Raw genomic sequence first — 25,464 nt, forward strand, 5'->3', positions numbered from 1 at the left:
CGGCGCATCCTGCGCGCCTTTGGTAAGCGTTCCGCGAACGACACCCTTGCGCCGTCGATGACGGCGTGTTGAAGGATGGTTCTACGCGGCGGCGGCGAGCGCCGCGTTTGGCACGGCGATGTCGGTGGCAGGCCGCCAGTTGTGCGGCAGCAGCTGCGCGAGGTCGCGCTGCTTGAGCGTGGGCAGACGCTCGAAGACGTCCTTGAGGTAGGCCCAGGGATCGTGCCCGTTTAGTTTGGCCGACTCGATCAGGCTCATGACCACGCCAGCGCGCTCGCCGGCCTGCTGCGAGCCTACAAAAAGCCAATTCTTGCGGCCAACGCACAGCGGGCGCACCGCGTTCTCCGCCGCGTTGTTGTCGATTGGGACGTCGCCGTCGTCCAGGTAGCGCGTGAGCGCGCGCCAATTGCTCAGCGAATAATCGATCGCCTTGGCCGTCACGTCGGCATTGGCCAGCTTCTGGCGCTGCCCGGTCAGCCAGAGGTGCAGGGCCTGGACGATGGGCCTGGAGCGTTGCTGGCGCAGCAGCCACCGTGCCTGGGGTTCGAGTTCGCGCGCCTCGCGCTCGACCTCGTACAGCTTTGCGATCAGCGCCACCGCCTGGCCGGCGATCTGGCTGGCGTTGAACTCGTGCGCCTCGAACAGCTTGCGCCGCGCGTGGGCCCAGCATAGTGCGGCGCTGACGCCTTGCGCCTGAAGCCCAAAATAGCCGCTGTAATCGTCGCTGACCAGCGTGCCGCCGAAGCCTCGCAGCACGCGCCGCGGATGTTCGCCGGCGCGGCTGGCGGTGAAGTCGAACAGCACCGCGCGCTGGGCCACGAAGTTGGTCGTGCGGTAGACCCAGACGTAGGCCCGTTTGGTCTTGCCGCGCCCCGGCGCCAGCAGCGACACCGGCGTCTCGTCGGCGTGGATCACACCGTGGCTGAGGATGAAGCCCTTCAGTGCATCGGCCAGCGGTGCCAGACGCACCCCGCAGATGCCGATCCACTGGGCCATGCTCGAGCGCGGGATGTGCACGCCAGAGCGCGCGTAGATCTCTTCCTGCCGGTACAGCGGCAAGTGATCGTCGTGCTTGGCCACCACCACCTGCGCGAGCAGGCCCGGCGCGGGGATGCCTTTGTCGATGATCTGCGCGGGCATCGGCGCGGCCTGGATCGTCTGGCAGCACGTGCAGGCGTACTTGCCGCGGATATGGCGCAGCACGAAGAATTGGGCCGGCACGCAATCGAGCTGCTCGCTGACTTCTTGGCCGATGCGCTTGAAGGGCTGGCCGCACTCGCAGTGGGTCTGCTCGATCTCGTGATGGTGATCGATGCGCGGCAGGCTCGCCGGCAGCGCCTGGCGCACCGCCTGGCCTTTGGCCCGGGGTGGCGCTACCGGTGGCTTCTGGTCTTGCTGGGCGGCGCGGTCTTCCAGCGCCGTGTCGGCCAGGATCTGATCGAACAGCACCGCCTGCGTGCTCGTCTCCAGGCTCTCGCTGGAGGAGCCGAAGCGCCAGCGCTTCAGCCGCGCGATCTCGAAGTTCAGCGCCTCGATCCTGGTTTGCTTGAACTTCAGCTCGCCTTGCATGCGCCCGATCACATCGCGCAGCTCCTGCATCGAATCCAGTGCGCCCGGCGCATCGATCGTGTGGGTGTCCGGGCCTTCGAGCATGGCCGCCATCATGCCTCGCGCGCGCGTGCGCGCGAGGCATGACTTTCTCCAATAGACAAACGCGCAAATCCCGACCTCGAATCGAGCGCATTCAGACCACCGTGATCGACTGCGGCTGCGCGCTGCCCAGGCGCTGCCACGGCAGGCCCGCGACGAGCCAGTCGAACTGCTCGCGCGTGAGTTGAAGTGACCCCGTGTCCTGGCGCGGCCAGGCGAAGCTGCCCGCTTGCAGCCGCCGGGTGCACAGCCACATGCCCGCGCCGTCGTAGACCAGCACCTTGAGCCGGTCGGCGCGGCGGTTGGCAAACACGTAGGCGTGGTGGGCTTGCGCGCCCAGCGCGAAGCCGCGCACCACTTGGGCCAACAGCGTGTCGATGCCCCCGCGCAGGTCGGCCGCGCCAAGCGCCAGCCAGATGACGTCGATGCGAATCATCGGCCGAACTCCCGCAGCAGCGAAGCGAGTTCACGCGTGTGCGCCAGCGGCCAATGCAGATCGAGCCGGGTGCCTCCCACGTTCAATTCGACGCGCACCGATGTCGATGCGGCACCAGGCGCCACGCGGGCGGCCACGAAGCCGCTCGGCCTGGCGGCTGGCGAGGGCTCAGGGCTGACGCCGTCGAGCCGCGCCTGCCAGCGCCGCGCATGTGCGCACCAGCTTTGCAGCGTTCCCGCTGGCACCCCGTTGGCCTCGGCCCATACCTGCGCCTTCTGGCCAGAGGCACGATACGCCGCCACTTGCTCCAGGCACCGTTCCATCTGCTGTCGATCCATGTCCACCTCGTCTCGTTCGTTGATTGCGAAGACCCGAGGTTCGCAGCTTCAACGGTGAGATGAAAGATGGGTTCGCGGAACGCTTACCCCACATCCGCAATGAGCCGGAAATACAGAACGTAGCCCAAGGAGGTGCAAAGCATCCCCAGCGCAAGAAGTGACCACCACACGCCGGCCGGTACCCGTTGTAGCGCAATCGGCTCCTGCGCGAGTTGCCAGGCGGCGAAGGGTAAAAGCAGCAACATCGCGCCGACCTGACTCCCCAGGGCGACCAGGCGACTGTCCAGTCCGCCCCGTTGCGCAATCCAACGTGTAGTGAGGAAGCCCGCAAGCGCATAGCAAGCTGTGGCCAGCAGACATGCGGTTATGCCCCCTGCCGCCTGAAGAGGGGCGCTCAATGGTGCGGCACCGGTGAGCACCGCCACGCCCGCGACTCCCAGCAAGACGCCCAGGATCTTCGCGCCAGTGACGCGCTCCCCAAAAACCAGTGAGCCAACGGCTACCGCCATCAACGGTGTGGTGGCGTTGAGGATCGCGCTGTATCCAGTGGGCAAACTGCGCGAAGCCCAAGCGAACAGTAGGAACGGCAACCCGGAATTGATGGCACCCAGTGCCAGCGTTGCCAAAAACTGCCCCTTGAACCGCATCGGCACCCGCATGATTGCAACTAATGCAATCAAGCCGAAAGCGCCCAGCGCCGCCCGACCGAAAGCCGTCGCACTTGCTCCGAGCTCCGGTGAAATGATGCGCATGAAGAGGAAACTGCCGCCCCATAAGGCCGCGAGGATCAAGAGACGAGTCAGACTGGCGAAAGACATGGCTGGGGGGAGGCTGTTGAGCTCTGCTATTGCATGGTTTGCCATCTTCCAGCGAACATCCGTAGCAAACAACGTAGCATTTTTCAAGCAGCGTTGAGTGCAACTCAACTCGATATGGCACCTGACCCCCTTCCACCCTTGCCTGCACTGCGTTTCTTCGAGGCCACCGCGCGCCATGGCAGCGTGACCCGTGCCGCCGCCCAACTGCATGTCACGCCAGGTGCGGTTACGCTGCAGATCCGCAAGCTAGAGACGTTCCTTGGCTGCTCACTTTTTGAGCGTCAAGCCCGTGGCATGGTGCTCACAGCCGAAGGCAACGCTTATGTGGCCGCTTGTCAGGAGGCGTTGGCGCTCATCAGGCAGGCCTCCAGTCGCCTGCGCAGGGGGCAGCAAGTGCGCATATTGCTGAGCTGCACGCCAGGTTTCGCAGTGCAGTGGTTGGTGCCTCGACTGCAGAGCTTTCAAGACGAAGCACCCACGGTGGATGTGCAGATCTCGACCACGAATCGAAAAGTCGATCTTTGGCACGAGGACGTGCATTTCGCGGTACGACACGGTTTGGGCGAAACACCCCAGGGGGCGTGCTCGGTGCCGCTGCTGACCGACGAACTGGTTCCCGTATGCAGCCCTCGCTTGATTGCTCCACGCCGTCGCGCCGTCCTGACGGACATTACCTCCAGCCGCTTGCTGCACGACGAACACCGCGAAGACTGGCGCTTGTGGTGCCTATCCGCAAATGTGCAGGACATCGACACGCAGCGCGGCATGGTGTTTGCTGGCTCCAACGGCGTGGTCGAAGCGGCCCTGGGGGGACGCGGTGTGGCATTGGTTCGTCGATCCCTCATCGAACCCGAATTGGCGGCCCGGCGTTTGGTGGAGGTGCAGGTGCCGGCCCTCCGCACCCCGTTGGGCTATCACCTGCTCTACCGTGAGGCCACGTTGAGGGCTAGCCCTATGTGCGCGTTCTTCGATTGGCTTGTGAAGCAAGCACGCCTTTCTCAATAGGCATCCGACAAGGTTGGAGGATCAGCGTGGCGCGCAACACAGGCAATTCTCAGAAAGGCCTCCTGTGTGCACGTGACCTCCCGAAAGGACAGGGGCGAACGCGCGGAGGGGCGGCCAGTCCATCATCAGCGCGCCGAATACCGGTCTGACTACAGTCAGCTCCAGCGACGAAGGCTGCGACAGTGCCATGTTCCGTACCAAGGTCAAGTAAGTCACAGACCCCATTCGCTGGGCAGCACGGTGGCTTAGACCCCCGTCCTGAGCGGCCTTGCAGGAGACATCGCCTTGAAGGGCTGCGAGGCTGGCGACACGCTATCCACGAAAACTCCTTCAATGGCAGGAGACGCTACTGGGAGTAGCTCTCCTCTACCCTTGCCTGAGCGTAGTCTTCAAAAGATGTAGGCAGGGATGAGGAACGATTCCTACTTGCCTAGACTTCTCTGCAGGTCCTGGGCATGCTCACGATGGTTGACAAGGGCAGGCAGCGTTTTGGCAGCAAAAGCCTTGATCTGCGGATCGTCAGCGTTCTTGCTGGCCTTCTCAAAAAGTTTGATGTCCTTGCGGTGGTCATCAATGCCCACTTCCCGGATGAACTCCTTGTCGAAATGCTTGGCCTCGGCGACCTTGGCCAAGCGGTTTTTCTTTTCTGCAGGCAACTCAGAAGGCAGGACCGCGCTCTTGCTGGTAGCCAAAGCCTTCAGTTCATCGTTCGCTGAGGAATGGTCCTTGACCAACATTTCGCCAAAGGCCTTGACATCAGATGAGTTCGCCTTTTCTTGGGCTAAACGTCCTGCCTCCACTTCATAAAGACCACCAACTGCAGCCTTGTTCAGGAACTCTTGGTCCTTCTTGCTGACTTGGGCGTTCGCACCGACGGAAAGGGCCAAACCAAGAATTGCGGCCACCATCACAGATACCTTTTTCATACTCACTCCTTTCAATACATGTATGGCAAAGAAGTTCTGCCACTCTCATTGATAAACGGATCCTTAACCAACATTACCGTTTTTTGTCATTCTTTTCCTTCCGCCAACTGGCGAAATCTGCGTTTTTATTCTCCGACGTGTCTTCCCGCGTCCGTTCGTTTTGAGCTGGGTCTTCGCTGTGAGAATGGTCAATTTTTCCTGCTTGCTTACTCAGAGAAGCATTCCTGGCGCCCCCAAAGCTACTGGGGCTGCCCGAAAAATAATCCCCACCTCTATTTTTCGGATCCGGCTCGTTTCTGACGTTTCTGGGCTCACCAATATTTCCGACAGAAGCCTTGTAGTTCGCCCTGCCATTAGACCCTTCCTTCATATATCGAGCATGCTCTTCGGCAGACGTGGGAGTTTTCATCTTGGTCATAACAATTTCCAATCCAACTTTGAGAGAGATCGCTAGTAGGTACAAATATTTGGACTACAAGATATCTCCCTATATGGTTGTCATTCGTACGCGGCGCTTATTTACTGCGCACAGCCCATAAGCCCGGGAAAAATCGCCAATATTGATATGATGCTCCTTTCTTATCTGGCCGACTCTGATTCGCCAAATATTTACGCTCCCATCCAGGCTCTGAAAAATCTTCAGATTCTCATCAGAAATATTCAGCTGAAATTGACCGAATATCGAAGTCGAATCAATTGCAATACGCTTTATCGTTTCGGCTTGCTTGCGACTCAATATTCCGTCAGGGCGGCTGCCCATAGATCGCATATGACCTCCTTTCACGGACTCATAAGAATCTCAACTCCTATTTTCTATACAACTTTCAAGCCATTCACATATTCTTTGAAGCGCGTCAACGCGATGCGAGGGCCGTCCTGAGACAGAAAATGAATGATCAGCTCCAGGGTAGAGAACCATTTCCGTCTTAACGTTTCCAGCACTGGCCAGTTTCACATAAAGCTCTTCCGTCTGTGACTTTGGGCAGCGCTCGTCTTCCATACCCTGTATGAATAGCGTCGGAGTTCTCACGTTATCCATAAGGAACGTTGGCGACAATCGATACGCAAGCTGGTGGAATTCACTCTTTTTGGCATCTATGGAGTAAGTGTCAGAATAATACCCACCATCGGAAGTACCAAAATGAGACTCAATATTTCCGACTGGGGCGCACACAACGGCAGCGCTAATCCATTCACACTTTCCAATACTATAGGCTGCCATGAAACCTCCATAGGAAGTTCCACTGACCGCGATGCTGTCGCCAACAACCCCCTCAATCTGCAGCTGCTTCACGATGGCCAGATGCTGCGGCAAATCAAGTTCACCCCATTTGCCGCGCAGCCTGTCCGAGAACTTTCGGCCATAACTGCATGATCCAACCGTGTTGGCTGACAATATCGTCCAACCAGCGCAGGCTAATATCTGCCAATAGGAATGGGCGGAAAACCTCAAATCGACGTAGCTTGCCGGCCCACCATGGAAATCAACAAGCAGCGGGCCCTTCGTTTTTCTTTTTCTCTCGATACCACCTTGCAGTTGCAACACCCATCCATCTATATCCTCCGTTCCGCCATCGCCGTCAGGCGTGCAAAAGCTCCTATACATCACAGCCAGCTTGTCTCTTTCATTCCACCAAGCATTGAAGCTGCTGATTTTCTGCTCTTGCTCCCCGCCGATTGCCTTGTAATAGACTTCCTGCGGGCTTGTCGGATCTTCTGCCGTGTACACAAACCCATCCCCTAGGGCCAATGAATCCAGATGACGGTTGCCTTTGGCAATCACTTTGCATTGCCCCTCCGGCACCGAGATCAAAGCGGCGGACTGCACACCCTCGCGCGCCTGTATGAAACCGACCGAATCGCCGCTTCGGGTCCAGCACAGGTCTCCGGGCACCACCTCCAAGGATTCGGAGCCCAGCCCTTTGACCTCTTTGGTTTCCAGATCTATCAACCAGAGCCTACACTGGGGATCACCTGAATTCAGGGAGCCCGTAAAGACTATCCATCGGCCATCGGGCGACCAGCTGGGTGATGAACTGTTGGCCTGGTCAAAGGACATGCGCTCAGCCCTGCGCACGTTGTCGTTCTCGACATCCAGCACCCAAATATCCGTACAGTGATATTCGTTGGGTTTCTCTCGGGTTCTGGAAATGCATATTTTCTTTCCATCCGGGCTCCACGCCGCACTGCGGACCTCGTAGTCTCCGGAAGTGATCTGGGTCGTCTGCCCATCGTTCACATCGACGACGAACAGGTGACTGCGGGTGCCGAGGATGTAGCCTGTTCCGTTGAGCTTGTAAGGAAGCCTCCAGCACAGCTTCGGAGAATCTGGATCTGGCGCCTTGGCCTTGGCCCCGTCGTCCCGGACGCATCCTTCGTGACGCTGGTTGGGGTCAACGGTGACATTGCCTATCACCAGCAGCCTGTCCCCGGTGGGGCTCCAGCGCGTATCCGAAGCGCCGCGCGCAAGGCTAGTGAGTTGGCGAGGCTCTCCACCATTGCAAGGCAGGAGATAGACCTGGGACGAACCTTGGTTCCGGTTGGACAGATAAGCGATCTGGGAAGCATCGGGGGACCATCGAGGCCCGCTGTCAAGACTGGATCCCCAGGTAAGCTGTCTGGGCTCGTCGCCCACCGGGGAAATCAACCATAGACACGAAAAATACTCATCCTTTTCGCGGTCGGCTCCTTTCACGGAGCAGACAACTTGGTTCTTCGCTGAAACATCAAGTCCGGAAACAACTCTTTCAAGATACACATCTTCCGGAGTAAAGGACTGGGTCATGAAGGCTCCTACTACGTTGAAAAGTACTTGGCATATCCCAAGCCCCGCAAGGCATTAAAGCTACTCATTGCCTCTGATGGACTTGTCGTGTATTTCTCGGATTTTCCTGCAACGCCCCGGAATAAAAACCCAGGCCATGATTCATGTTCTTGCGCTTTTGCTTTGACATAATCCACTCCTAGAGATTTCGGAAAAATCAAAAAACGAGATGCACTCACAACCTTTGAGAATAATCTGCATAGGCAGAGTCACCCTGTCCGGCGAACTCTGTATTTCATTCGTGTTGTCATTCAACAGACTAAGGAGTTAGTACAACCTTGCGACAAGATTCTTCCTGCTTTTCGAATATTTCATATCCTTTGACAATCTCGCTCAAGTCCATGCGATGCGAGATAATTACTTCAGGCTTCATCAATCCGTTAGCAATGTGATCAAGCAGATCGGGGAGGTATTTCTGAACATGCGTCTGCCCCATCTCAAAGCACAGCCCCTTGTCAAAGGCGTCTCCAAAAAGAAAGCCGTGGATGAAGCCCGCATAAACGCCGGGAACGCTGACCACACCGCCGCGTCGGGTAGCCGCAATGCACTGGCGCAGTGCCTTCCCGCTGGAGCCCTCGATCTTCAGGGTGGTCAGTACGGTCTCCACGGCGCTACCCTTGGCCTCAAAGCCCACAGCATCAATCGTGGCATCCACGCCGCGGTTGTGGGTATTTTCAAGAATAAATTCGGCAGGATCATCAATGGCCGAGAAATTGATAGGTATCACGCCATATGTTTGTTTTGCAAATTCCAGCCGGTCAACGTTATCGTCCACCATGAAAATCGTTTCAGCCCCCAGGAAGCGCGCACACAGTGCGCTCATCAACCCTACAGGTCCCGCACCAAATATAGCTAATGTGGACCCCTTGGAGATACGGGCATTGAGTGCCGCCTGATAACCGGTAGGCAGAATATCCGACAGAAAAAGCACCTGATCATCACCCAAAAAATCCGGTATCAGAATTGGCCCAGCGTTGGCCCGAGGAACTCGAGCATATTCCGCCTGTCCACCTGAGTACCCGCCGTACAGGTGGCTGTAGCCAAACAGCCCAGCTCCAGGCCTTACAGACTTTTTGTTGATAATGGCCCCGCGCCCCGAATTGGTTTCTTCGCAAGCAGCAAAAAGTGATCTATTACAGAAAAAACATTCGCCACAAGCAATGACGAACGGCACGACTACTCTATCTCCCTTTTTCAGGTGCTTTACACCTCTTCCTGCTTCTTCGACCACCCCCATGAATTCATGTCCCAGAATATCACCGGTCTCCATTTCAGGAATCTTTCCACGATAGATATGAAGGTCTGAGCCGCATATAGCAGTAGCAGTTACCTTGATGATGATGTCCTCCTCATCTTGCAGTTGAGGATCTGCCACCGTTTCATAACGAACATCCTTGGAACCGTGGTAGGTAAGTGCCTTCATCAGAATCTCCGTCGTTAGATTCGCTGCCACTGAAATTGAGTTTCAACCTCAAGTGGTGGAGCAATTTTTGTGCCCATAATCTCGCGCGCGTAGAACCCTACTGCCGAGCTTGCAGCACGACTCGCGCGCCAGAAGAAAGGCTGCGGAACTGTAGGCATTTGCCGCACGAACCCCGATTCAGACGTTCCCCTGCATTTATTGGGATAGTGCCTAAGCAGCTACAGTCCAACAATTACAGAAAGATGTACAAAGTGCATCCTCAGCGGCAGAATCCAGCAGCGACAATTGGAAATCCCATGGTCTATCACTTGAGCCGTTGACAGCCATCCCGTGACGTCTTGCCGAGGTACTGAGGAAACATTTTGGAGCTTTGACAGAATTGAACAATTTCTCTGAAATCTTAGAATTTCTCTATCAACTCGATGTCGTAGGCAGGTCTTGAGCTTGCACCCGTTTGTTAATAATGGCAACAGTTGAAATAAATTGGGCATCGGTGAAACTTTCTCACCCGAATGAATGAGAATTTTTATTCTCGATACCTTAAGGGGGCAGTGTGCAAAATCAACGCGACACGAATGCTACGGATGAGAATGTAGGTGCGCTACCCCTTTATGGCATGCGCATCTTGGTTGTGGATGATGACTCCGATATCGCTGAGACGATGGCAGCACTGTTGGAAATGGACGGCGCCGAGGCTTCTCCATGCACCAGTGCAAGAGAAGCCTTGAAAAAACTGGCGCAGGGTTCCTGGAACGTTGTCCTCTTGGACATTGGGATGCCTGAAATGGACGGAGTGGAGGTGGCCCAGGTAATTCGGGACTCCGCGCTAGGCGCGCGCCTTTTCATCGTGGCCATTACGGGACATAGCCAGGCACAGATGCGGTCCCGCATAGCTGAGACAGAGTTCGATCTGATTTTTACCAAGCCAGCTGATCCAGAACATCTATGTCGAGCACTTGGAGCTTGGTGGAACGCTCCTGCAAAGGTAAGCATGTAATGGATGCTGGACCGATTCGATAATATTTCGCATGCACAGGAGCGAAAGTTACGGTTAACGGAGAGCGATATGAATGTTTACCAAACCCACGCCAAGAAAAATGACAGCTTGGCTGCTGCCCTTGAAGGGATGTCTTATCTTCCGCCCGGGGATGCACGTCCATCTCGTGACTATGTTGAGGGTATCCCGAGTCCCGACTGCGAGATCGAAGTGGTCTTGCGAAATGCTCATAGCCTAGGCTCTGAGGAACTCAAAGCTGCTGAGCATGCTTTCAAGACAGCCATGTTGACCATCTTTGGCGGTATCTATGGGCTCTATGAAGGGTATGTCGCCAGTTTGGGATGTACAGAAAGCGCCAAGGATTGGCGTGCCAAGACTGCGCTTGCACACGCAAAGGTCCAAGAGGTCATCGCGCATGAATCTGGTGAGGCATTGAGGCTCGGTCAAGCTGGAGGCGCATTTTTCCAAATATCAATCACGCACAAGAGGTAGTTGACCTCTACACCGGTATGGCAAGGTTTTCCGCTGCTTCACCCGCGTATGTACATACCATCGCTTGCCGCGGTTCAGCGTGAGATATGGCAAACTTCGCTATTGCATTAAGGACCAGGTCCTTAATCATCGCTCACCATCCGACCAGTTGATGCTCTCACTGAACACTTGAATGACTGGCGAAGATGCCGCAAAGCAAATGCTTTTCTTGAAGGATTTTCAGCTGCCGTACAATCGCTCGGCACCCACACGCTATATCCTGACATCCGTGCATCAGTGGCAGAAAGCATGACGCACATATCAGTGGCAAAACCCACGATGATCAATTTCTCCGCTTCCATGCGATCGAGGAGATGCTGAAGCGGAGTGGAATGAAATGCCGAATGCTGGGGTTTCAATATCACGAGATCTTTCTCACTGGGGGCGAGGGTCCGCGCTATTTCTCCACGAGGTCCAGATAACCCCATGCATTCGACAAGAATATCAGAAAACTCGCTTTGCCAAGTTCCATAGTTGTCATTGGCATAAATTGCCGGAATATTACGACTTTTAAGCTTGGCTTTAAGCTTCGAGATCTTGGCTGCCGCTCGTACTGCCTCACGAACCAAACCGCCGGCATTCGGGAACTGCAATGGGTTGATTACATCAACCAGCAACAGAACCACCGGACTACGAGGCACATCGGTAGGCTTTAAAACCTGACTACGCGGCATTTTGGTCGTCAGAGCATGGATTTGCGCTGCTGCTCGGCACGCGATGCACCAATGGCCGTCTCCACTTGCTTGATCTCTTCAGGCGGTGGCAGGACGGCCGGCAGACCGAGGCTCTGAATGGCGAGTTCACGGCACCAGCCCTTTGTGTGATAGAGATGATGATCTTCATCCTTCTCCACCCGCGCATGCGCTTCCTTGAGCGCTTTACCTGTCTCACCGGCGGCCACTTCCGCCACCATGCCCAGCAGCTCCCAATTTGCGTGGTCCTTGGTTTCCGCATGCACCACACATTCGCAAGCAACGAGCTGCGCTGCACTGCGATCACCTGCACTGAGCGCCAGTTCCATGGCCTTTACCAGCGACAATCCGATGTGCTTGACCACCTGGCGCGAAGGCGTCACTTCGTCCGCATTAATGCCCAGGAACTCACATGTCGTGCGGACAACGTTCTGGTGGCTTAACGTCTCTTCCAGATATTTTTCCCATTCCTCTTTTAGGTCTTCGTTGATGGCACATTGCAAAGCCGTCCGATAAACCTGTTCTCCGCCGAGTTCCGTTTCCATCATTTGCAACAGCAAATCCTTGAGCTGGACTTCGTCATAGCGTGTCTTGGGCATCATCGTTCTCCAGGGCGAGTGATAGGAATATTGATATTCCTACCGATAGCCATTAATTTCTGTAGGCCTGCACGGACGATGCTGTAGTATTTTTCAGAGAATTTCTGTATGAAGAGCTTGCAGAATTGGCGCGATCGGAATCTACTGGTCTCCCCCTGCACGGCCAGATGCGCTCAGGATGCACATGTTTCTACCCAAACGCTTCGCGGCATACAGAGCTTGGTCTGACAGGTCAATAAGCTTCTCGGCGGTCAAATTTGTGTCATTCCAGTCTGCCGTTGCCACGCCACAGGAAACGGTAACTTTTCCAATATCGCTGCCTTCATGGACAAGCATCAGACTTTCGATCCTTTCTCTCGCACTATTTGCCACTTCCAGGGCACCTTGCCCATCAGTATCCGGAAGAATTGCAACAAACTCCTCGCCTCCGTAGCGTGCCAAGATGTCTCCAGGTCGACGCATAGCTCCTGCAAGGGCTGATGCCACCTGTCTTAGACAATCGTCACCGGCCAAGTGACCATAAATATCGTTGTAATTCTTAAAATGATCTACATCGAAGATTATTGTTGATAGTTTGCGCTGATATCGACGACTTTGTCCGAAAATTTCTGCGAGCCGTAGGTCGAACGCTCGCCGATTGAATATACCCGTCAGACCATCTTGATCCGCGAGTTCGGCAAGCTGCTGGTTCTTCCGCATAATTTGCTCATGAGCATTATGCAGCGCACGGTCAGCATCTCTACGGACCTTCATGCTACGGAAAACATAGCTTCCAGATAGCGCGATAACTGTAATAAGTATTAGTAAACAAATGGCTTGCACTTGGGTAGCGCTACGCCAGTGAGACAGAATTTCCTCCTCTGAGAGCGCTACTGTCACAAAGAGAGGATTATTTCCCAGATGCTCGAAGATGACGAGTCGCCTTATTCCATCGAAAGGGGACGCAAGCAATAGCATTCCGGCCCGTTCATTCTTTGCAATATCCAAGAGTGGATTATTTGGAATGGTTCTACCCAAGTCTTCAACGGAATATGGTCGTCGTACAACGAGAATACCATCGGCAAGACTCAGTGAGATGGCGCCCTGTTCCCCGATATCAAATCCATCCAAAAGATTCAATAGATATCTAACTCTAATCGTAGCAAGAACAACACCCGCAAATCTTCCGTTAGCATCATTGAGACGCTTGGAAACCGGAATAATCCATTCATCCGTGGAACGACTCTGCAACGGCTTACTGATAAGCACTTTTTTACTCGGGCTTTCGCGATGGCTTATAAAGTACTCGCGGTCTGAATTGTTTGCGTTCGGGGGTTGAGTCGCCTGTGTGTGTACGAGCCAATTTCCATTGGCATCATATACAAATATTCCATGCAAATAATCGGCGTTTCCTAGATGGTTGACCATCAATGGCTGAAGCGACTCAAGGGCCGCTGGCTCCATATCTGCTTGCTCAATTATATATTCTATGGTGTTCAGTACCCGTCCGACCTCGCTGAACACACTGTCTAATTGATGTGCAACAGAATGCCCAAGATTCCGAGAAGTTTTTGCGGCCTGAGACCAGGCGTCTGCATGTGCACGCCATGCTAGCCATGCGTTGGTGGCGACCAACAGGAAAGTCAAAAGTCCGAGGGATAGTGCAGCGGCTAAAAAAGGGCGTCCAATCAAGCGCTGTAGTGGGCGCTGATGTCTCTCATCTTGAAAAGGAGGCGTCATACTGCTGATTTTAACGACGTATCAGCCTAGTAAGATGGGCGCACAGACCATCATCTGATCAAAATACCTTGGCTTGCACAGTCGAGCATCCTAGGTATAGCGGGAAAACCCGGTAATGGTATTTTGACATATCAATTCAAGACAAGAGCTTTTCGCGCACACGGTCCATCTCCGCTTGGAGCGTGCGAAAAAAGAATCTCAAATGCACGAGCCGTTGATTAACTGTGACGGGAAACCAAGTCAAACTCGTGTTGAACCATGGATGCTGCGTGCCTGATAGCTGCCCGAAGCTCGGGGTCACCTGATTCAATGTTGACGACCCAATTGGACGCACAAGCATCTTGTTGCAAAGGTAGGGCCATTATCGAGATGCCAGGTAAATTCTTCACATGAAAATGGACCGAATACTGACTGCTGAATAGTGCTTGGTATATCGCCGAGATCAACTCCTCAGGCGTCTTTTCCTTCCTGGCCATAAAATCACCTCATGAAAGATAAGCGAAAAACTTTAGCCCCACTATGGTGCAAAAGACTCGCCACGTCGTATAGTTCAAAGACTATCTATGCATTTATTGTTAAATCATTCTCCAAAATTAATTATTCCAAAGCCAACATTTATTCGTTTCCTGAAAATCAATTTCCAATGGGGCAACGGCAACCCGAAGCTCCCGAAGACCATTCCCACTCTTCAAAACTACCTGCCACCATATTTTCAATTTTTGAACACAATATTGCAATGGTTGGCGATTTTTACGTCGTACAAATAAAGATCCTCAATCAAATCCAACAGATTTTTGCCTCTTACTATGACTACCAACATTGGCGCGAGAAGACGATGCAATTTTACGCACCTATCCTGCGGTAGGAAAGGATTTTGTAAATAAACGATAGGGCCTATTGACAGGTCGCTACTGATAGCGCCCGCTAATTTGTGTTGAAATGGTTCACTTACAATAGTGTCATTAAAATCGAAGTTCGGCAGGATGGCGGGCACCAGAATATCTTGAAAGCTGTTTGCAATTCAGATCACCCGTGGACGGGGATTTGCCCAGCTGTGTCAAATTACTTGAGTCTCTTTCCATCGACACTGTGGGCTGCATCGATATCACCGCACCGAAAATAGTGGCATATGCGGTATCCGCCGCATCACGTCCTCTGCCGATCCTTATGAAATTCTTCGTATCTCCTGCGCTTATCGGATCTAACAACACCCACCCACCGCTCAGAAAAGCCTCTACGCAGGCGTGGAAAGTTGGCATAGGTTGGGTTTCACCTTCTGTAAAACTAATGCCCGTGACCAAACGGGAAGGTATGTTAAGAGCCCTCAGAAAACTAATAGTGAGGTGAGCAATCTCGCGCCCTCCGCCTGCCCGGTCAATCATGGTGTCGAGAGCGGATGCTGTTGTGGCCCCGGCTGCGGGGTAATAGGCTATATAGTTCCTTACCCAAGCCCTGACTGCGGCGATTCGCTGGAGTCCAGGTTCAGATTTGCCAAAGTTTCTATAAGCTATTGCAGCTAGCTTATCTGACTGACAGTATCTGCTAGGATATAAATATGGCAGAACACTTGACGGTAGCACACCAATAGGGACCTCGTTATATTCGCGAGATTGGAAAACACGCTGTGTTAGTGAAAAAGTAGAGCTATAGAGCAGTTCAAAATTCCCTTGCTCTGCATGTAGATGAAATACACGATTTCCACGTCGTAGCCGGGCTGGCAATTTGCACTCAACGGGTTGATTAATCTTCATGGCCTCGTCAAGAATGACTTGCTGTTTGTCGGCCGCGACAGGGAAGCCAAATATAAAATCAGCGCCACTTGCATCACGAACATCGTAGACGAACCGCATTTCGACACTGTATATTTGCATGATATTAAACACTTGGGATTTGAAAACTCGCTCCCCAGTGTCTGCCAAATTTTGGCAACTAGGCAAGTAGGCGGAAGCCGCAAACGAGCCAATCCGTCGAAGGTAAAAATTGCGGTTTCAGTATTAATTGCAGAAAATATTACGCCATTCAATATTCGCCCAGACGCCATCTCTAGAACTTATCAACCTCCTCCTACATTCTTATTACGAGCTCACCTTATCCTCTGATTTTCTTAACCTAGGAGATCACGATGAAAAAGACGGGCAAGGTATCCGGGGACAGCGTCAAGGCGGCCCCAGCACGAAATACAGACAGTGGTCCTGCTTCTATACAGGCAGTGGACCAACTGTCGGAAAAATCTCTTCAGACTGAGACGCTTGCTGCCGGCCGCCCTTACAACCCGACCAAGGCTGGCGAGCATGGCTTTGACAGCGGGACACGACCTGCTCCTGGCGCTGTGAGTGCTTCTGCGTCGCGCCTAGCAACCGCCAGCACCCTGTCCGAGCAAAATTCCTCAGCCAAAACGGGTACGGAGGCTGTGCAAGGCAACAATGCCACCGTAGACACGCTGGACCGAGTGCGTGTGGATGCGGCGGGTCAGGTGCTGACCACCAACCAAGGCGTGGCTATTGCGGACAACCAGAACTCGTTGAAGTACGGCGAGCGTGGGCCCGTTTTGCTTGAGGACTTCATCCTCCGCGAAAAGATCACCCATTTCGACCATGAGCGCATCCCCGAACGCATCGTTCATGCGCGCGGCTCCGGCGCCCACGGCTTCTTCGAGTGCTATGAGCCGCTTACTGAGCTGACACGTGCCGCACCCTTCCAAGAGGCAGGCAAGATCACGCCGGTGTTTGTGCGCTTTTCGACGGTGGCTGGAGAGCGCGGCTCCAAGGACACGGCACGTGACGTGCGCGGGTTCGCAGTGAAGTTCTATACCGACGAAGGCAACTGGGATCTGGTTGGCAACAACATGCCGGTTTTCTTCATCCAGGACGCCATGAAGTTCCCCGACCTGGTGCATGCCGTCAAGCCTGAGCCACATCACCAGATGCCGCAGGCCGCGAGCGCCCATGACACGTTCTGGGATTTCGTCTCGCTCATGCCCGAGTCCACCCACATGCTGATGTGGCTGATGTCGGATCGCGCCATCCCCCGAAGCTTCGCCACGATGCAGGGTTTTGGCGTGCACACCTTCCGCTTCGTCAATGCACAGGGAGAGTCGGTCTTCGTCAAGTTCCACTGGAACCCCAAGGCGGGCACGCATTCGCTGGTCTGGGACGAGGCGGTCAAGATCTCGGGCGCGGACCCGGACTACAACCGGCGCGACCTATGGGAACGCATCGAGGCCGGCGCCTATCCTGAATACGAACTTGGCGTGCAGGTCTTCACCGAGCAAGAGGCCGATGCGTTCAGTTTTGACATCCTCGACGCCACCAAGCTCATCCCCGAGGAACTGGTTCCCGTGCGCCCGATAGGCCGCATGGTCTTGAACCGTAACCCCGATAACTTCTTCGCCGAGACGGAGCAAGTGGCGTTCTGTGCTGCGCATGTGGTTCCAGGCATCGACTTTTCCAACGATCCCCTGCTTGCCGGCCGCATCCACTCCTATGTGGACACCCAGATCTCGCGGCTTGGGGGCCCAAATTTCCATGAGATCCCAATAAACACCCCTTTGACACAGGTACATAACAACCAACGTGACGGTATGCATCGGCAGGCCATTCACCGTGGCAAAGTAGCCTACGAGCCCAATTCTCTGGGCGGCGGTTGTCCCTTTCAGGCAGGTGCTGCCCAAGGATTTGTGTCCGTTCCTGCACGGATCGAAGCCAGAGCTGCCCAAGGAAAAGTGCGTGCGAAACCCGAGAAATTCGCAGACCACTACACACAGGCCAAACTATTCTTCGATAGCCAAAGCCCGGTTGAGCAGGCCCACATCGCGGCAGCCTTCCGTTTCGAGCTGAGCAAGGTCACGGTTCCTGCCATCCGTGAACGAATGGTGTCTTCCTTACGCAATGTCTCTGAAGAGCTTGCAAACCAGGTAGCCGCTAAGCTGGGCATCACGGAAATGCCCGAGCCGATGCCCAAGGCGCTGACCAGCGCTCCTGCAGCTGAGGTGAACATGTCGCCCTCGTTGTCGCTCCTCGCACGACCTGGAGAAACAGGAATCCAGGGGCGCAAGGTTGCAATTTTGGTTGCCAATGGCGTTGAAGCCGAGAGCCTGATCAAGCTGCATAGCAAGCTCTTCGAACTGGGAGCGGTGCCACGTTTCGTTGCCCCTCACATTGGCCCGTTTACCACGAGTAAGGGTGCGGTCATCGATGCCGATGCATCACTGGAAAACGAACCAGGATTCCTCTTCGATGCTTTGGTCCTGCCTGATGGGGAAATGGGCGTCAAGGAGCTGGCTAAGGATGGTCACACACTTGAATTTATCAAAGATCAATATCGCCATTGCAAACCCATAATGGTCATGACCGCTTCCACGGTTCTTATGCACATGGCACAAATCCCGCCGCTCCTGCCTTCAGGTAATGAAGATCCCGGGATCGTGGTGGGGATTGACGATTCAGCAATCGCACAGTTTGTATCTGCAATTGCGCGCCATCGACATCCCGAACGCGAAACCGATCCCCCTGCTGTGTAGCGGATTCATTGCTTTACATAAGCCTGGAGACCGTACGGTCTCCAGCATTACCCGAGCACATCATGTCTAAAACGAATACTCCAAATAGCTCGACCAGAGACGTGCTGGGTTCAATGCCGGACACGTCCAGTGCCTCTTACGCTGACAGGTCCCCCATACTGACGGCATTCGACCATTTTGCAAGCAAAGTGACACGGTGGGCTGGTTCCCCAGTTGCTTTCTGTTTAGCGTTAGCTTGCGTGCTTGTCTGGGCTGCCGCAGGACCAGTATTCTCTTTCTCAGAGTACTGGCAACTGGTGATTAACACCGGCACGACCATTGTCACATTTCTTATGGTTTTTTTGATCCAGCAAAGCCAAAATAAGGACAGCGTCGCACTACATCTTAAGCTTAACGAGTTATTGGCAGCGAGTAAATCTGCCAGCAATCGTATGATTGGGATTGAGGACCTCGATGAAGAGCAGCTTCGTGAAGTCGCAAATTTCTATGATCAACTGGCAACTCAGGCTCGCGCTCAAAAAGCATGCAAAGAAATTCATTCTATTGACGAAGAAGTGACACAAGCCTTGAACAGAGAATAGCGACAGAAACCAGTCGACGTGCACCCACGCAAAAGCTGTTGTCGAGCGCGTATTGCGGTTTTTCCAAGGTACCGGATCGCAAGCGAGCCATTCAGTTTGCGGGGGTGTTGTTCAATGCTGCCGCCAGATACCGTGCCGTGCGCGAGGCGGTGCAACGTGCCACCTGATGCGGTGTCCCAGTCGCTACGATGCATCCACCTTGTGTTCCCGCACCAGGACCGATATCGATCACCCAATCGCTGGAGGCAACGAAGTGCATGTCATGTTCGACCACCACGACGGTATTGCCAGCCTGGACCAGTGCGTCCAGCTGCAGCAACAGGCGGTCCACGTCGGCCGGATGCAGGCCCGTCGTAGGTTCGTCCAGTACGTACAGGGTATGGCCGCGCTGGGTACGCTGCAGCTCGGTGGCAAGTTTGATGCGCTGGGCTTCACCCCCTGACAGCTCTGTCGCGGGCTGGCCCAGACGCAAATAGCCCAGCCCGATGTCGCGCAGCGCATGCAGCGGCCTCAGCACGGCAGGCTCGGCGGCAAACGCCTCGCAGGCAGCGTCCACCGTGAGGCCAAGGACATCGGCGATGCTGAGCCCGTTCCACGTGATGGACAGTGTGTCGGAGTTGTAGCGCGCGCCGTGGCAGGTGGGACACGGCGCGTACACGCTGGGCAGAAAAAGCAGTTCGACGCTCACGAAGCCTTCGCCCTCGCAGGTGGAACAGCGGCCTTTGGCGACGTTGAACGAAAAGCGGCCTGCGTCATAGCGTCTTTTGCGCGCTGCCGGTGTAGCTGCGAAGAGCTTGCGCACGGCATCAAACAGGCCGGTGTAGGTGGCAAGGTTGGAGCGGGGCGTACGGCCGATCGGTTGCTGGTCCACGCGCACAAGCCGGCGAACGTGGTCGGTGGCCCCGCCAAGTCGGCCTGAAGTAGTGGCGCCTTCATCTGTCATCATGATGGAGCCCGGGTCATCGCCGTCCGCTGTGGCATCAGGCGGCCCGTCGGCCAGGCTTTCACCTTCACTCGACGCAAGGGGCTGCCCCAAGTGGGCGGTGACCAACTCCAGCAGTACTTGACTAACCAGGCTCGATTTGCCCGAGCCGGAGACGCCGGTCACGGCAGTCAGGCACGCTGTGGGAAAGGCCACGTCGACGCCACGCAGATTGTGGCGGTGTACACCCTGCAGCGTCAGCCAACCCTGAGTTCGATTTTCGGATTTGGGGGTGCGCCGCTCGCGGCGTGAACGCGTGCCGTCCTCGAACAGGTAGCGACGCGTCTGCGACTCGGATATCTCTGCGAGGCCTTCGGGCGGGCCGCTGTACAGGACGCGCCCCCCACGCTCGCCGGCCCCGGGGCCTACATCCACCAGCCAGTCTGCGCGCTGCATGGTGGTCACGTCATGCTCGACCACGAAGATGGAATTGCCAGCGTCCTTCAAGCGTTGCAGCGCAGTCAGCAGCGAAGCGGTGTCGGCCGGGTGCAGTCCGGCAGACGGCTCGTCCAACACATACACCACGCCGAAGAGTTGCGATGCCAACTGCGTGGCCAGCCGTAGGCGCTGCAGCTCGCCGGGTGACAGCGTGGGCGTCGCCCGGTCGAGCGAGAGGTAACCCAGCCCCAGTCCGGTCAGGGCCTGCACGCGGACCAGCAGTTCCTGAGCGATGCGCTGTGCAGCCAGCTGCTTTTCGGGCGAGAGGTGGGGCGTGCGGCGCACATCGGGTGCGGCAGCATGGGCGCAGGCGCCGTCCGCCTTCCGTTGAAGTGCGGCGCGCTTGCGTGCAGCAGCAGTCATGGCAGCACCGGCATCGCCCGTCACGGTTGGAGTGGTCGCGCCCTCGGCCACAGGTCGGAGCACATCGGCCAAGGCGTCAAGGGGCAAGCGAGCCAGATCGCCAATGTCCAGACCGCAAAAGGTGACCGAAAGCGACTCGGGCTTCAGCCGCTTGCCATGGCAGACTGGGCAGCGCGTCCCCACCATGAACTTGGACACCTTGCGCTTCATCATTGCGCTCTGGCTGGTGGCAAATGTCTGCATCACATAGCGGCGTGCGCCGGTGAACGTGCCCATGTAGCTGGGCGGCTGGCCCGCTTGGCGCGCGCGCCGAACCTCGTCAACCGTGAGTCCCGGGTACACCGGCACGGTGGGCTGCTCGTCGGTAAAAAGGATCCATTCGCGCGTCTTGCGCGGCAAATTGCGCCAAGGCACGTCGATGTCGTGGCCCAGCGTTGTGAGAATGTCGCGCAGATTTTGGCCCTGCCAGGCGCTTGGCCAGGCGGCAACGGCCCGCTCACGCACGGTGAGCGAATCATCCGGCACCATGGACGCCTCTGTCACGTCGTAAAGACGGCCCAGTCCATGGCAATGCGGGCAGGCGCCCTGCGGGGTGTTGGGTGAAAAATCCTCCGCATACAGCATGGGTTGGTGCGCGGGGTACGCTCCAGCACGCGAGTAGAGCATGCGCACCAGGTTGGAAAGAGTGGTGACGCTGCCTACCGACGACCGCGCCGTGGGTGCGCCACGATGCTGCTGCAGAGCCACTGCAGGGGGCAGTCCATCGATGCCATCAACCTGCGGAACGCCCACCTGGTCGATGAGTCTGCGCGCATAGGGCGCGACCGATTCGAAGTATCGGCGCTGCGCCTCGGCATACAAGGTGCCGAAGGCGAGCGACGACTTGCCCGAGCCGGACACCCCGGTGAAGACCACAAGGCAGTTGCGTGGAATCACCACATCCACGTTCTTCAGGTTGTGCTCGCGCGCGCCACGAACACGAATGCAGCCATCGGTGGGGTGGGACACTGCCGTGGGATCGTTGTGCGCAGGAGCTGCTACGGGAGTCTTCGCAGATTCTGAAGAGGGGGATGGAAGAGGCATGGACGAGTGGTCGGGTTGTCGCAAGGACCGCTGGCGGGCTGGGCTACTGGCATCAGTGTCGTGGTGCAGGCCGTGGCACGCCGTAGGCGGATGCCCCTTGCCCCCCAAGGTCACCGACCACGAGCACATCGCATGGCGTGAAAATGCCGACATGACAAGCATGTCCGCAGGCAGCTCGACTCCCTACATCCCTGCGTCTTCGCCTCGCACCGCTGACGTGGTTTTGTATCTTGATCTTGACGGCGTGGTTCACCATGAAGCTGTGCTTTGGCATCCCCGACGTGGCATCTACATGAGCCCATACCAAGCCTCTGAGCACTCCTTGTTCGAGTGGCTGCCCCTTTTGCAAGAAGAACTCACCCCCTACCCCCAAGTAGCCATCGTGCTCAGCAGTACATGGTGCATACGCCCCGGCTATGCCAAGACGCTGCAGCTGTTGCCCAACGAGCTGCGCGCCCGCTTCATCGGAGGCACTTTCCACAAGCGTGTCCACGGAGCGGATCCCTGGCTTCTGGCGAGCTTTCGGGACACTTCTCGTGGCCAGCAAATCCTGGAGGACGTGACGCGCAGAAAGCCCAGGCAATGGGTGGCCTTGGACGCTGACATCGAGGACTGGCCAGCGCAGCCAAGCGAATTCGCGAAGCTCCTGGGCGTAGATCGCTCTTGTTTGTCGCGGTATGAGCGCGAGCAACTCGGTGCTCCGACATCCGTCATCAACCACTGCCTCGGTGCGATAGCAGCACAGTCGCGCTCCCCTGTTGCTGGAGTGGACCCTGTGCGCCGTGCACTGCGTTTGACTATCGACGCAACGAGAGAGTTGCAGATCGCCACGGCCCTGGATGCCCGTGGGCAATGAATCTGACGGCAGCAGGGACGGATGCTCTTTGCCGTTCACCATCCCCACCGACTTGATCTTTACTGGCGGCGAGGCTCAGTCAGTTCCAAGTAAGCCCGATAATTGTTGGCGCCACATGTGATGGCGCACGCCCATGGACCAAGGTATGACTATGAATTTGACCGAACTACTGGCCGCGAAAGCTGCTCTGGATGCAGAAATCGCCAAGGCAAAGAAAACCGAAGCCACAGCCGCACTTCGTCGCGTACAAGAGCTCGTCACCGAGTTTGGCCTCACCTCTCAGCAAGTCTTTCCGTTGCTGCCCGCCAAAAGCAAAAAGCAAGGCGCGGCCAAGTACCAAAATCCAACTACTGGCGCCACATGGACAGGACGGGGCAAGCCTCCTGCGTGGATCATCGGCCAAGATCGCAACGCCTTTCTCATCGCTCAACCTGCCCAACACGAAGGGCCGTTCCTAGCAGAGATGGCTGCTGCGGCAGATCGCCGTAGAGCCTAATCGCGGTCCAGGCGTTTTCCAAGAACGCCTCACGCCAGTTCCAGCTCTCGCTGCAGGTTGGTCGACTTGTGGGGTCTGCCGTGAAGAGCCTGGCTCATCACGGTGGATAAAAGCCGCCCGCCATGTCGCGCAGCTTGCTCAGCGGTATGGGAGACGCGAGTTGTGTAGGTTCGCTCAGCCCCAGTGCAAAGGCTTTTGGCAGACCCGAAAAATACTCAAAGAACTCGTGGCGCTTGAGCCTGGATACTGTGCCGAATCGCCTCCACAGAGTACTGGGGGCGAGTGTGTGCAGGCCTGTCACCGTGGCGCACCAGACGATACTGCCCACCGGCATCTTTACATAGATCCAGACCGTCGATCCAAGGGCGACATGCATGGGACGGCGACGAAGCTCGACGGTCTTGGTGCCTTGAAGAATCCTGCTCGCATGCCGTTCTTCAAGAGAGATCAAGAAGTTGTGGGCGGCGTTCATTTGGAAATCCTTCAAGAAGAATATTTGCGATCTGCTCGGATGTAAGCGATCGGCTGGCCAGCAGTTGGGTGGGCTCGCCACAACCGAACCTTTTAAGGCTCTCCAGAGGCACAGGTTTCGGCAGGTTCTGCAGGTTGCTGAAGGCCACGACGGTCTTGATGTCGGACTTTCCGATGGCCGCGAGATCGTTGGCCTCAAGTGCGGACCGGTCCAGGTCCCCTTTGTCGACCAGCCCCTGGGCACTCAAGTAGGCATTTGTCACCCTTGCCATGGCCACCACGGCTTTGAGCCCTTTGTGGCGCATGGACTCGTAGAAGAACATCAGGCTGCCACGCTGGAAAGACTTCAAGGTCCTCGGGGAGCTCAGATAGTGGCGTCGCTGGTAAAGCAAGGCTTTGGCACGCGGGAGCAGCTGCATTTGCTCGAGATGACCCAGTAAGTGCTCTGCATAGTCCCGCTGGATGGGCACGAGCACACTTGGTCTGCCAGGCATGCATATCAGTGCTGGCGACAGCAAGGTTTCCAAGGCAGAAGCTGTGAGTTGGGTGCGTTGGCCGTCGGGGCGGGTCAACTCGATGTATTGGTCGGCATCCCGGAAAACCGGCATCGACAAAGGTAGGCCGTTTTCGCTCGCGCTTTGTAGTTTCATGCGATGTGTCGACCTCCTCCAGCTCCATGACCTGATGGCCACTGAATTCAGATGTAGCATCCCATGGAAACCGTTCTTTCAATGGAAATCCCGTGAGGTCGTGGACAGTCCACCCAGCAGCGGTGTCAGGTCTTTGAGCTTGAAGGCGATGAGATTCTTCACATCGCCCTCGCGCTGCCAGCGCCCGTAAACCGCAAGCAGCTTTGAACGCAGCACCTCCGGGCGAAACCGCTCCTTGAGGTGAGGCCAGATGATGACTTGCACATTGCCGGTCTCATCCTCGAGCGAGATGAACACAGTCCCCTTGGCTGTCTCGGGCTGCTGACGCACGGTGACGATGCCGGCGTAGCTGACCATCTGCCCTGCCCGGACCCGGTCGAGGTCAGAGGCTCGGGCCAGCCGGTGCTTCTGAAGCTGAGGCCGCAACAGCAGCATGGGGTGGCTTCGCAGAGTGAGGCCGACAGTGTTGTAGTCGTGAACGACCTCTTCCCCTTCGAGAGCCGCGGGCAGCTCAAGGAAGTCTTCATCGACCGGCGCCCCTTGCAGGAGCTTCGGTGCACGTCTCAACGCAGAAGCCTGCCAGACTTGTTGTCGACGATGCCCAGAGAGGCTCCCCAGTGCGTCAGCGCCCGCCAGCAACTGCATCTCGTGCTGCTCCAACTTCGCCCTGTGCGCCAAGTCCTCTGGGTTATCGAACGGACCCCGTGCCCGCTCCGCCATGATGCGCGCGGCCGATGCCTCCTTGAAGCCATCTATCAGGCGAAGGCCCAGACGCACAGCGGGAGCGTCCGGAAGGTCCTCAAGGGTGCAGTCCCACTCGCTGTACATCACGTCCACCGCACGCACCTGCACGTCGTGCCGCTGAGCATCTTGCACAAGCTGTGATGGCGAATAGAAACCCAACGGCTGGGAGTTGAGAAGAGCTGCGAGGAACTCGGCAGGATGATGCTTTTTAAGCCAGCAGCTGGCGTACACAAGCAGCGCGAAACTGGCCGCGTGGCTTTCAGGGAAGCCGTACTCAGAGAAGCCTTTGATTTGTTCAAAAATGGGGTCTCCTCGTTTTCAGT

General features: G+C 56.2%; 23 protein-coding genes and 1 pseudogene. 8 read left to right on the forward strand and 16 right to left on the reverse strand.

Features of this window, described 5'->3' with window-relative positions:
• Positions 1-81: 81 nt before the first annotated feature.
• The 4 genes from KDK82_RS30440 to KDK82_RS30455 form a co-directional block, all read right to left on the reverse strand.
• A complete protein-coding gene (locus KDK82_RS30440) occupies positions 82-1,599 on the reverse strand; it encodes an IS66 family transposase (RefSeq protein WP_059153614.1) in 1,518 nt (505 codons plus the stop codon).
• A gap of 145 nt (positions 1,600-1,744) precedes the next feature.
• Entirely contained in the window at positions 1,745-2,086 is a 342-nt protein-coding gene (gene tnpB / locus KDK82_RS30445; RefSeq protein WP_014386445.1) for an IS66 family insertion sequence element accessory protein TnpB, read from the reverse strand.
• The gene (locus KDK82_RS30450) at positions 2,083-2,424 is read right to left on the reverse strand and encodes a hypothetical protein (protein ID WP_014386446.1); all 342 of its coding nucleotides are present in this window, start codon (positions 2,422-2,424) and stop codon (positions 2,083-2,085) included. Before KDK82_RS30450 ends, tnpB begins: the two co-directional genes overlap by 4 nt.
• Positions 2,425-2,507: 83 nt before the next feature.
• On the reverse strand, positions 2,508-3,242 hold the full coding sequence (locus KDK82_RS30455) for a DMT family transporter (protein WP_218827108.1): 735 nt from the start codon (positions 3,240-3,242) through the stop codon (positions 2,508-2,510).
• Between the two features lie 114 nt (positions 3,243-3,356).
• Here KDK82_RS30455 and KDK82_RS30460 point away from each other — a divergent pair, with 114 nt between their 5' ends.
• Entirely contained in the window at positions 3,357-4,247 is an 891-nt protein-coding gene (locus KDK82_RS30460; protein ID WP_088167112.1) for a LysR substrate-binding domain-containing protein, read from the forward strand.
• 422 nt (positions 4,248-4,669) lie between these two features.
• Here KDK82_RS30460 and KDK82_RS30465 read toward each other — a convergent pair whose 3' ends face one another.
• From KDK82_RS30465 to KDK82_RS30475, 4 genes are all read right to left on the reverse strand, one after another.
• Positions 4,670-5,173 carry a DUF4142 domain-containing protein gene (locus tag KDK82_RS30465; RefSeq protein ID WP_088167113.1) on the reverse strand — a complete coding sequence of 168 codons (504 nt, stop codon included), beginning with the start codon at positions 5,171-5,173 and terminating at the stop codon, positions 4,670-4,672.
• Between the two features lie 73 nt (positions 5,174-5,246).
• Positions 5,247-5,591: a hypothetical protein gene (locus tag KDK82_RS32495; RefSeq protein WP_143343580.1), complete on the reverse strand. Its 345-nt coding sequence runs from the start codon at positions 5,589-5,591 to the stop codon at positions 5,247-5,249.
• Positions 5,592-5,972: 381 nt separating this feature from the next.
• A complete protein-coding gene (locus KDK82_RS30470) occupies positions 5,973-7,958 on the reverse strand; it encodes a S9 family peptidase (RefSeq protein ID WP_088167114.1) in 1,986 nt (661 codons plus the stop codon).
• Positions 7,959-8,256: 298 nt separating this feature from the next.
• Positions 8,257-9,420 carry a zinc-dependent alcohol dehydrogenase gene (locus KDK82_RS30475; protein WP_088167115.1) on the reverse strand — a complete coding sequence of 388 codons (1,164 nt, stop codon included), beginning with the start codon at positions 9,418-9,420 and terminating at the stop codon, positions 8,257-8,259.
• Positions 9,421-9,973: 553 nt separating this feature from the next.
• Here KDK82_RS30475 and KDK82_RS30480 point away from each other — a divergent pair.
• Together KDK82_RS30480 and KDK82_RS32500 are read left to right on the forward strand one after the other, a co-directional pair.
• Complete coding sequence (locus KDK82_RS30480) at positions 9,974-10,417, forward strand: response regulator (protein ID WP_143343581.1); 444 nt, start codon at positions 9,974-9,976, stop codon at positions 10,415-10,417.
• A 69-nt stretch (positions 10,418-10,486) separates the two neighbouring features.
• A complete protein-coding gene (locus KDK82_RS32500) occupies positions 10,487-10,909 on the forward strand; it encodes a hypothetical protein (protein WP_143343582.1) in 423 nt (140 codons plus the stop codon).
• 122 nt (positions 10,910-11,031) lie between these two features.
• On the opposite strand, the gene KDK82_RS30485 is transcribed toward KDK82_RS32500, so the two are convergent.
• The 3 genes from KDK82_RS30485 to KDK82_RS30495 all read right to left on the reverse strand — a co-directional run bounded on the left by KDK82_RS30485 (position 11,032) and on the right by KDK82_RS30495 (position 13,853).
• Complete coding sequence (locus tag KDK82_RS30485) at positions 11,032-11,622, reverse strand: cysteine hydrolase family protein (protein ID WP_088167117.1); 591 nt, start codon at positions 11,620-11,622, stop codon at positions 11,032-11,034.
• 8 nt (positions 11,623-11,630) lie between these two features.
• A complete protein-coding gene (locus KDK82_RS30490; RefSeq protein ID WP_088167125.1) occupies positions 11,631-12,239 on the reverse strand; it encodes a hypothetical protein in 609 nt (202 codons plus the stop codon).
• Between the two features lie 141 nt (positions 12,240-12,380).
• Positions 12,381-13,853: a sensor domain-containing diguanylate cyclase gene (locus KDK82_RS30495; protein ID WP_179218022.1), complete on the reverse strand. Its 1,473-nt coding sequence runs from the start codon at positions 13,851-13,853 to the stop codon at positions 12,381-12,383.
• Positions 13,854-14,445: 592 nt separating this feature from the next.
• Between KDK82_RS30495 and KDK82_RS32925 the strand changes: the two genes are divergently transcribed.
• The gene (locus KDK82_RS32925) at positions 14,446-14,823 is read left to right on the forward strand and encodes a hypothetical protein (protein WP_016579672.1); all 378 of its coding nucleotides are present in this window, start codon (positions 14,446-14,448) and stop codon (positions 14,821-14,823) included.
• Between the two features lie 97 nt (positions 14,824-14,920).
• On the opposite strand, the gene KDK82_RS30505 is transcribed toward KDK82_RS32925, so the two are convergent.
• Positions 14,921-15,808 (reverse strand): transglutaminase family protein, encoded by an 888-nt coding sequence (locus tag KDK82_RS30505; RefSeq protein WP_179218023.1) that lies wholly within the window; start codon positions 15,806-15,808, stop codon positions 14,921-14,923.
• A gap of 272 nt (positions 15,809-16,080) precedes the next feature.
• Between KDK82_RS30505 and KDK82_RS30510 the strand changes: the two genes are divergently transcribed.
• Both KDK82_RS30510 and KDK82_RS30515 read left to right on the forward strand, forming a co-directional pair.
• A complete protein-coding gene (locus tag KDK82_RS30510) occupies positions 16,081-18,477 on the forward strand; it encodes a catalase (protein ID WP_088167120.1) in 2,397 nt (798 codons plus the stop codon).
• 62 nt (positions 18,478-18,539) lie between these two features.
• Positions 18,540-19,058 (forward strand): low affinity iron permease family protein, encoded by a 519-nt coding sequence (locus KDK82_RS30515; RefSeq protein WP_179218024.1) that lies wholly within the window; start codon positions 18,540-18,542, stop codon positions 19,056-19,058.
• Positions 19,059-19,149: 91 nt separating this feature from the next.
• Here the strand turns inward: KDK82_RS30515 and KDK82_RS30520 are convergent, their stop codons facing one another.
• Positions 19,150-21,924: an excinuclease ABC subunit UvrA gene (locus tag KDK82_RS30520; RefSeq protein WP_088167121.1), complete on the reverse strand. Its 2,775-nt coding sequence runs from the start codon at positions 21,922-21,924 to the stop codon at positions 19,150-19,152.
• 97 nt (positions 21,925-22,021) lie between these two features.
• On the opposite strand from KDK82_RS30520, the gene KDK82_RS33320 reads away from it, so the two are divergent.
• Positions 22,022-22,780, forward strand: coding sequence for an HAD domain-containing protein (locus KDK82_RS33320; RefSeq protein WP_256974587.1), 759 nt, complete (start codon positions 22,022-22,024; stop codon positions 22,778-22,780).
• Positions 22,781-22,925: 145 nt separating this feature from the next.
• A complete protein-coding gene (locus KDK82_RS30530; RefSeq protein WP_088167127.1) occupies positions 22,926-23,276 on the forward strand; it encodes an H-NS histone family protein in 351 nt (116 codons plus the stop codon).
• 97 nt (positions 23,277-23,373) lie between these two features.
• Here KDK82_RS30530 and KDK82_RS30535 read toward each other — a convergent pair whose 3' ends face one another.
• From KDK82_RS30535 to KDK82_RS30545, 3 genes and pseudogenes are all read right to left on the reverse strand, one after another.
• A complete protein-coding gene (locus KDK82_RS30535) occupies positions 23,374-23,748 on the reverse strand; it encodes an ASCH domain-containing protein (protein ID WP_256974588.1) in 375 nt (124 codons plus the stop codon).
• Positions 23,714-24,397: a hypothetical protein gene (locus tag KDK82_RS30540; RefSeq protein WP_256974589.1), complete on the reverse strand. Its 684-nt coding sequence runs from the start codon at positions 24,395-24,397 to the stop codon at positions 23,714-23,716. Before KDK82_RS30540 ends, KDK82_RS30535 begins: the two co-directional genes overlap by 35 nt.
• A 78-nt stretch (positions 24,398-24,475) precedes the next feature.
• Positions 24,476-25,444 (reverse strand): annotated as a pseudogene (locus KDK82_RS30545) (OB-fold nucleic acid binding domain-containing protein); the annotation flags it as partial.
• Between the last annotated feature and the right edge of the window lie 20 nt (positions 25,445-25,464).

The sequence above is a fragment of the Delftia sp. K82 genome (genome assembly GCF_002193035.1).
GTDB classification, from domain to species: Bacteria; Pseudomonadota; Gammaproteobacteria; order Burkholderiales; family Burkholderiaceae_C; genus Comamonas; species Comamonas acidovorans.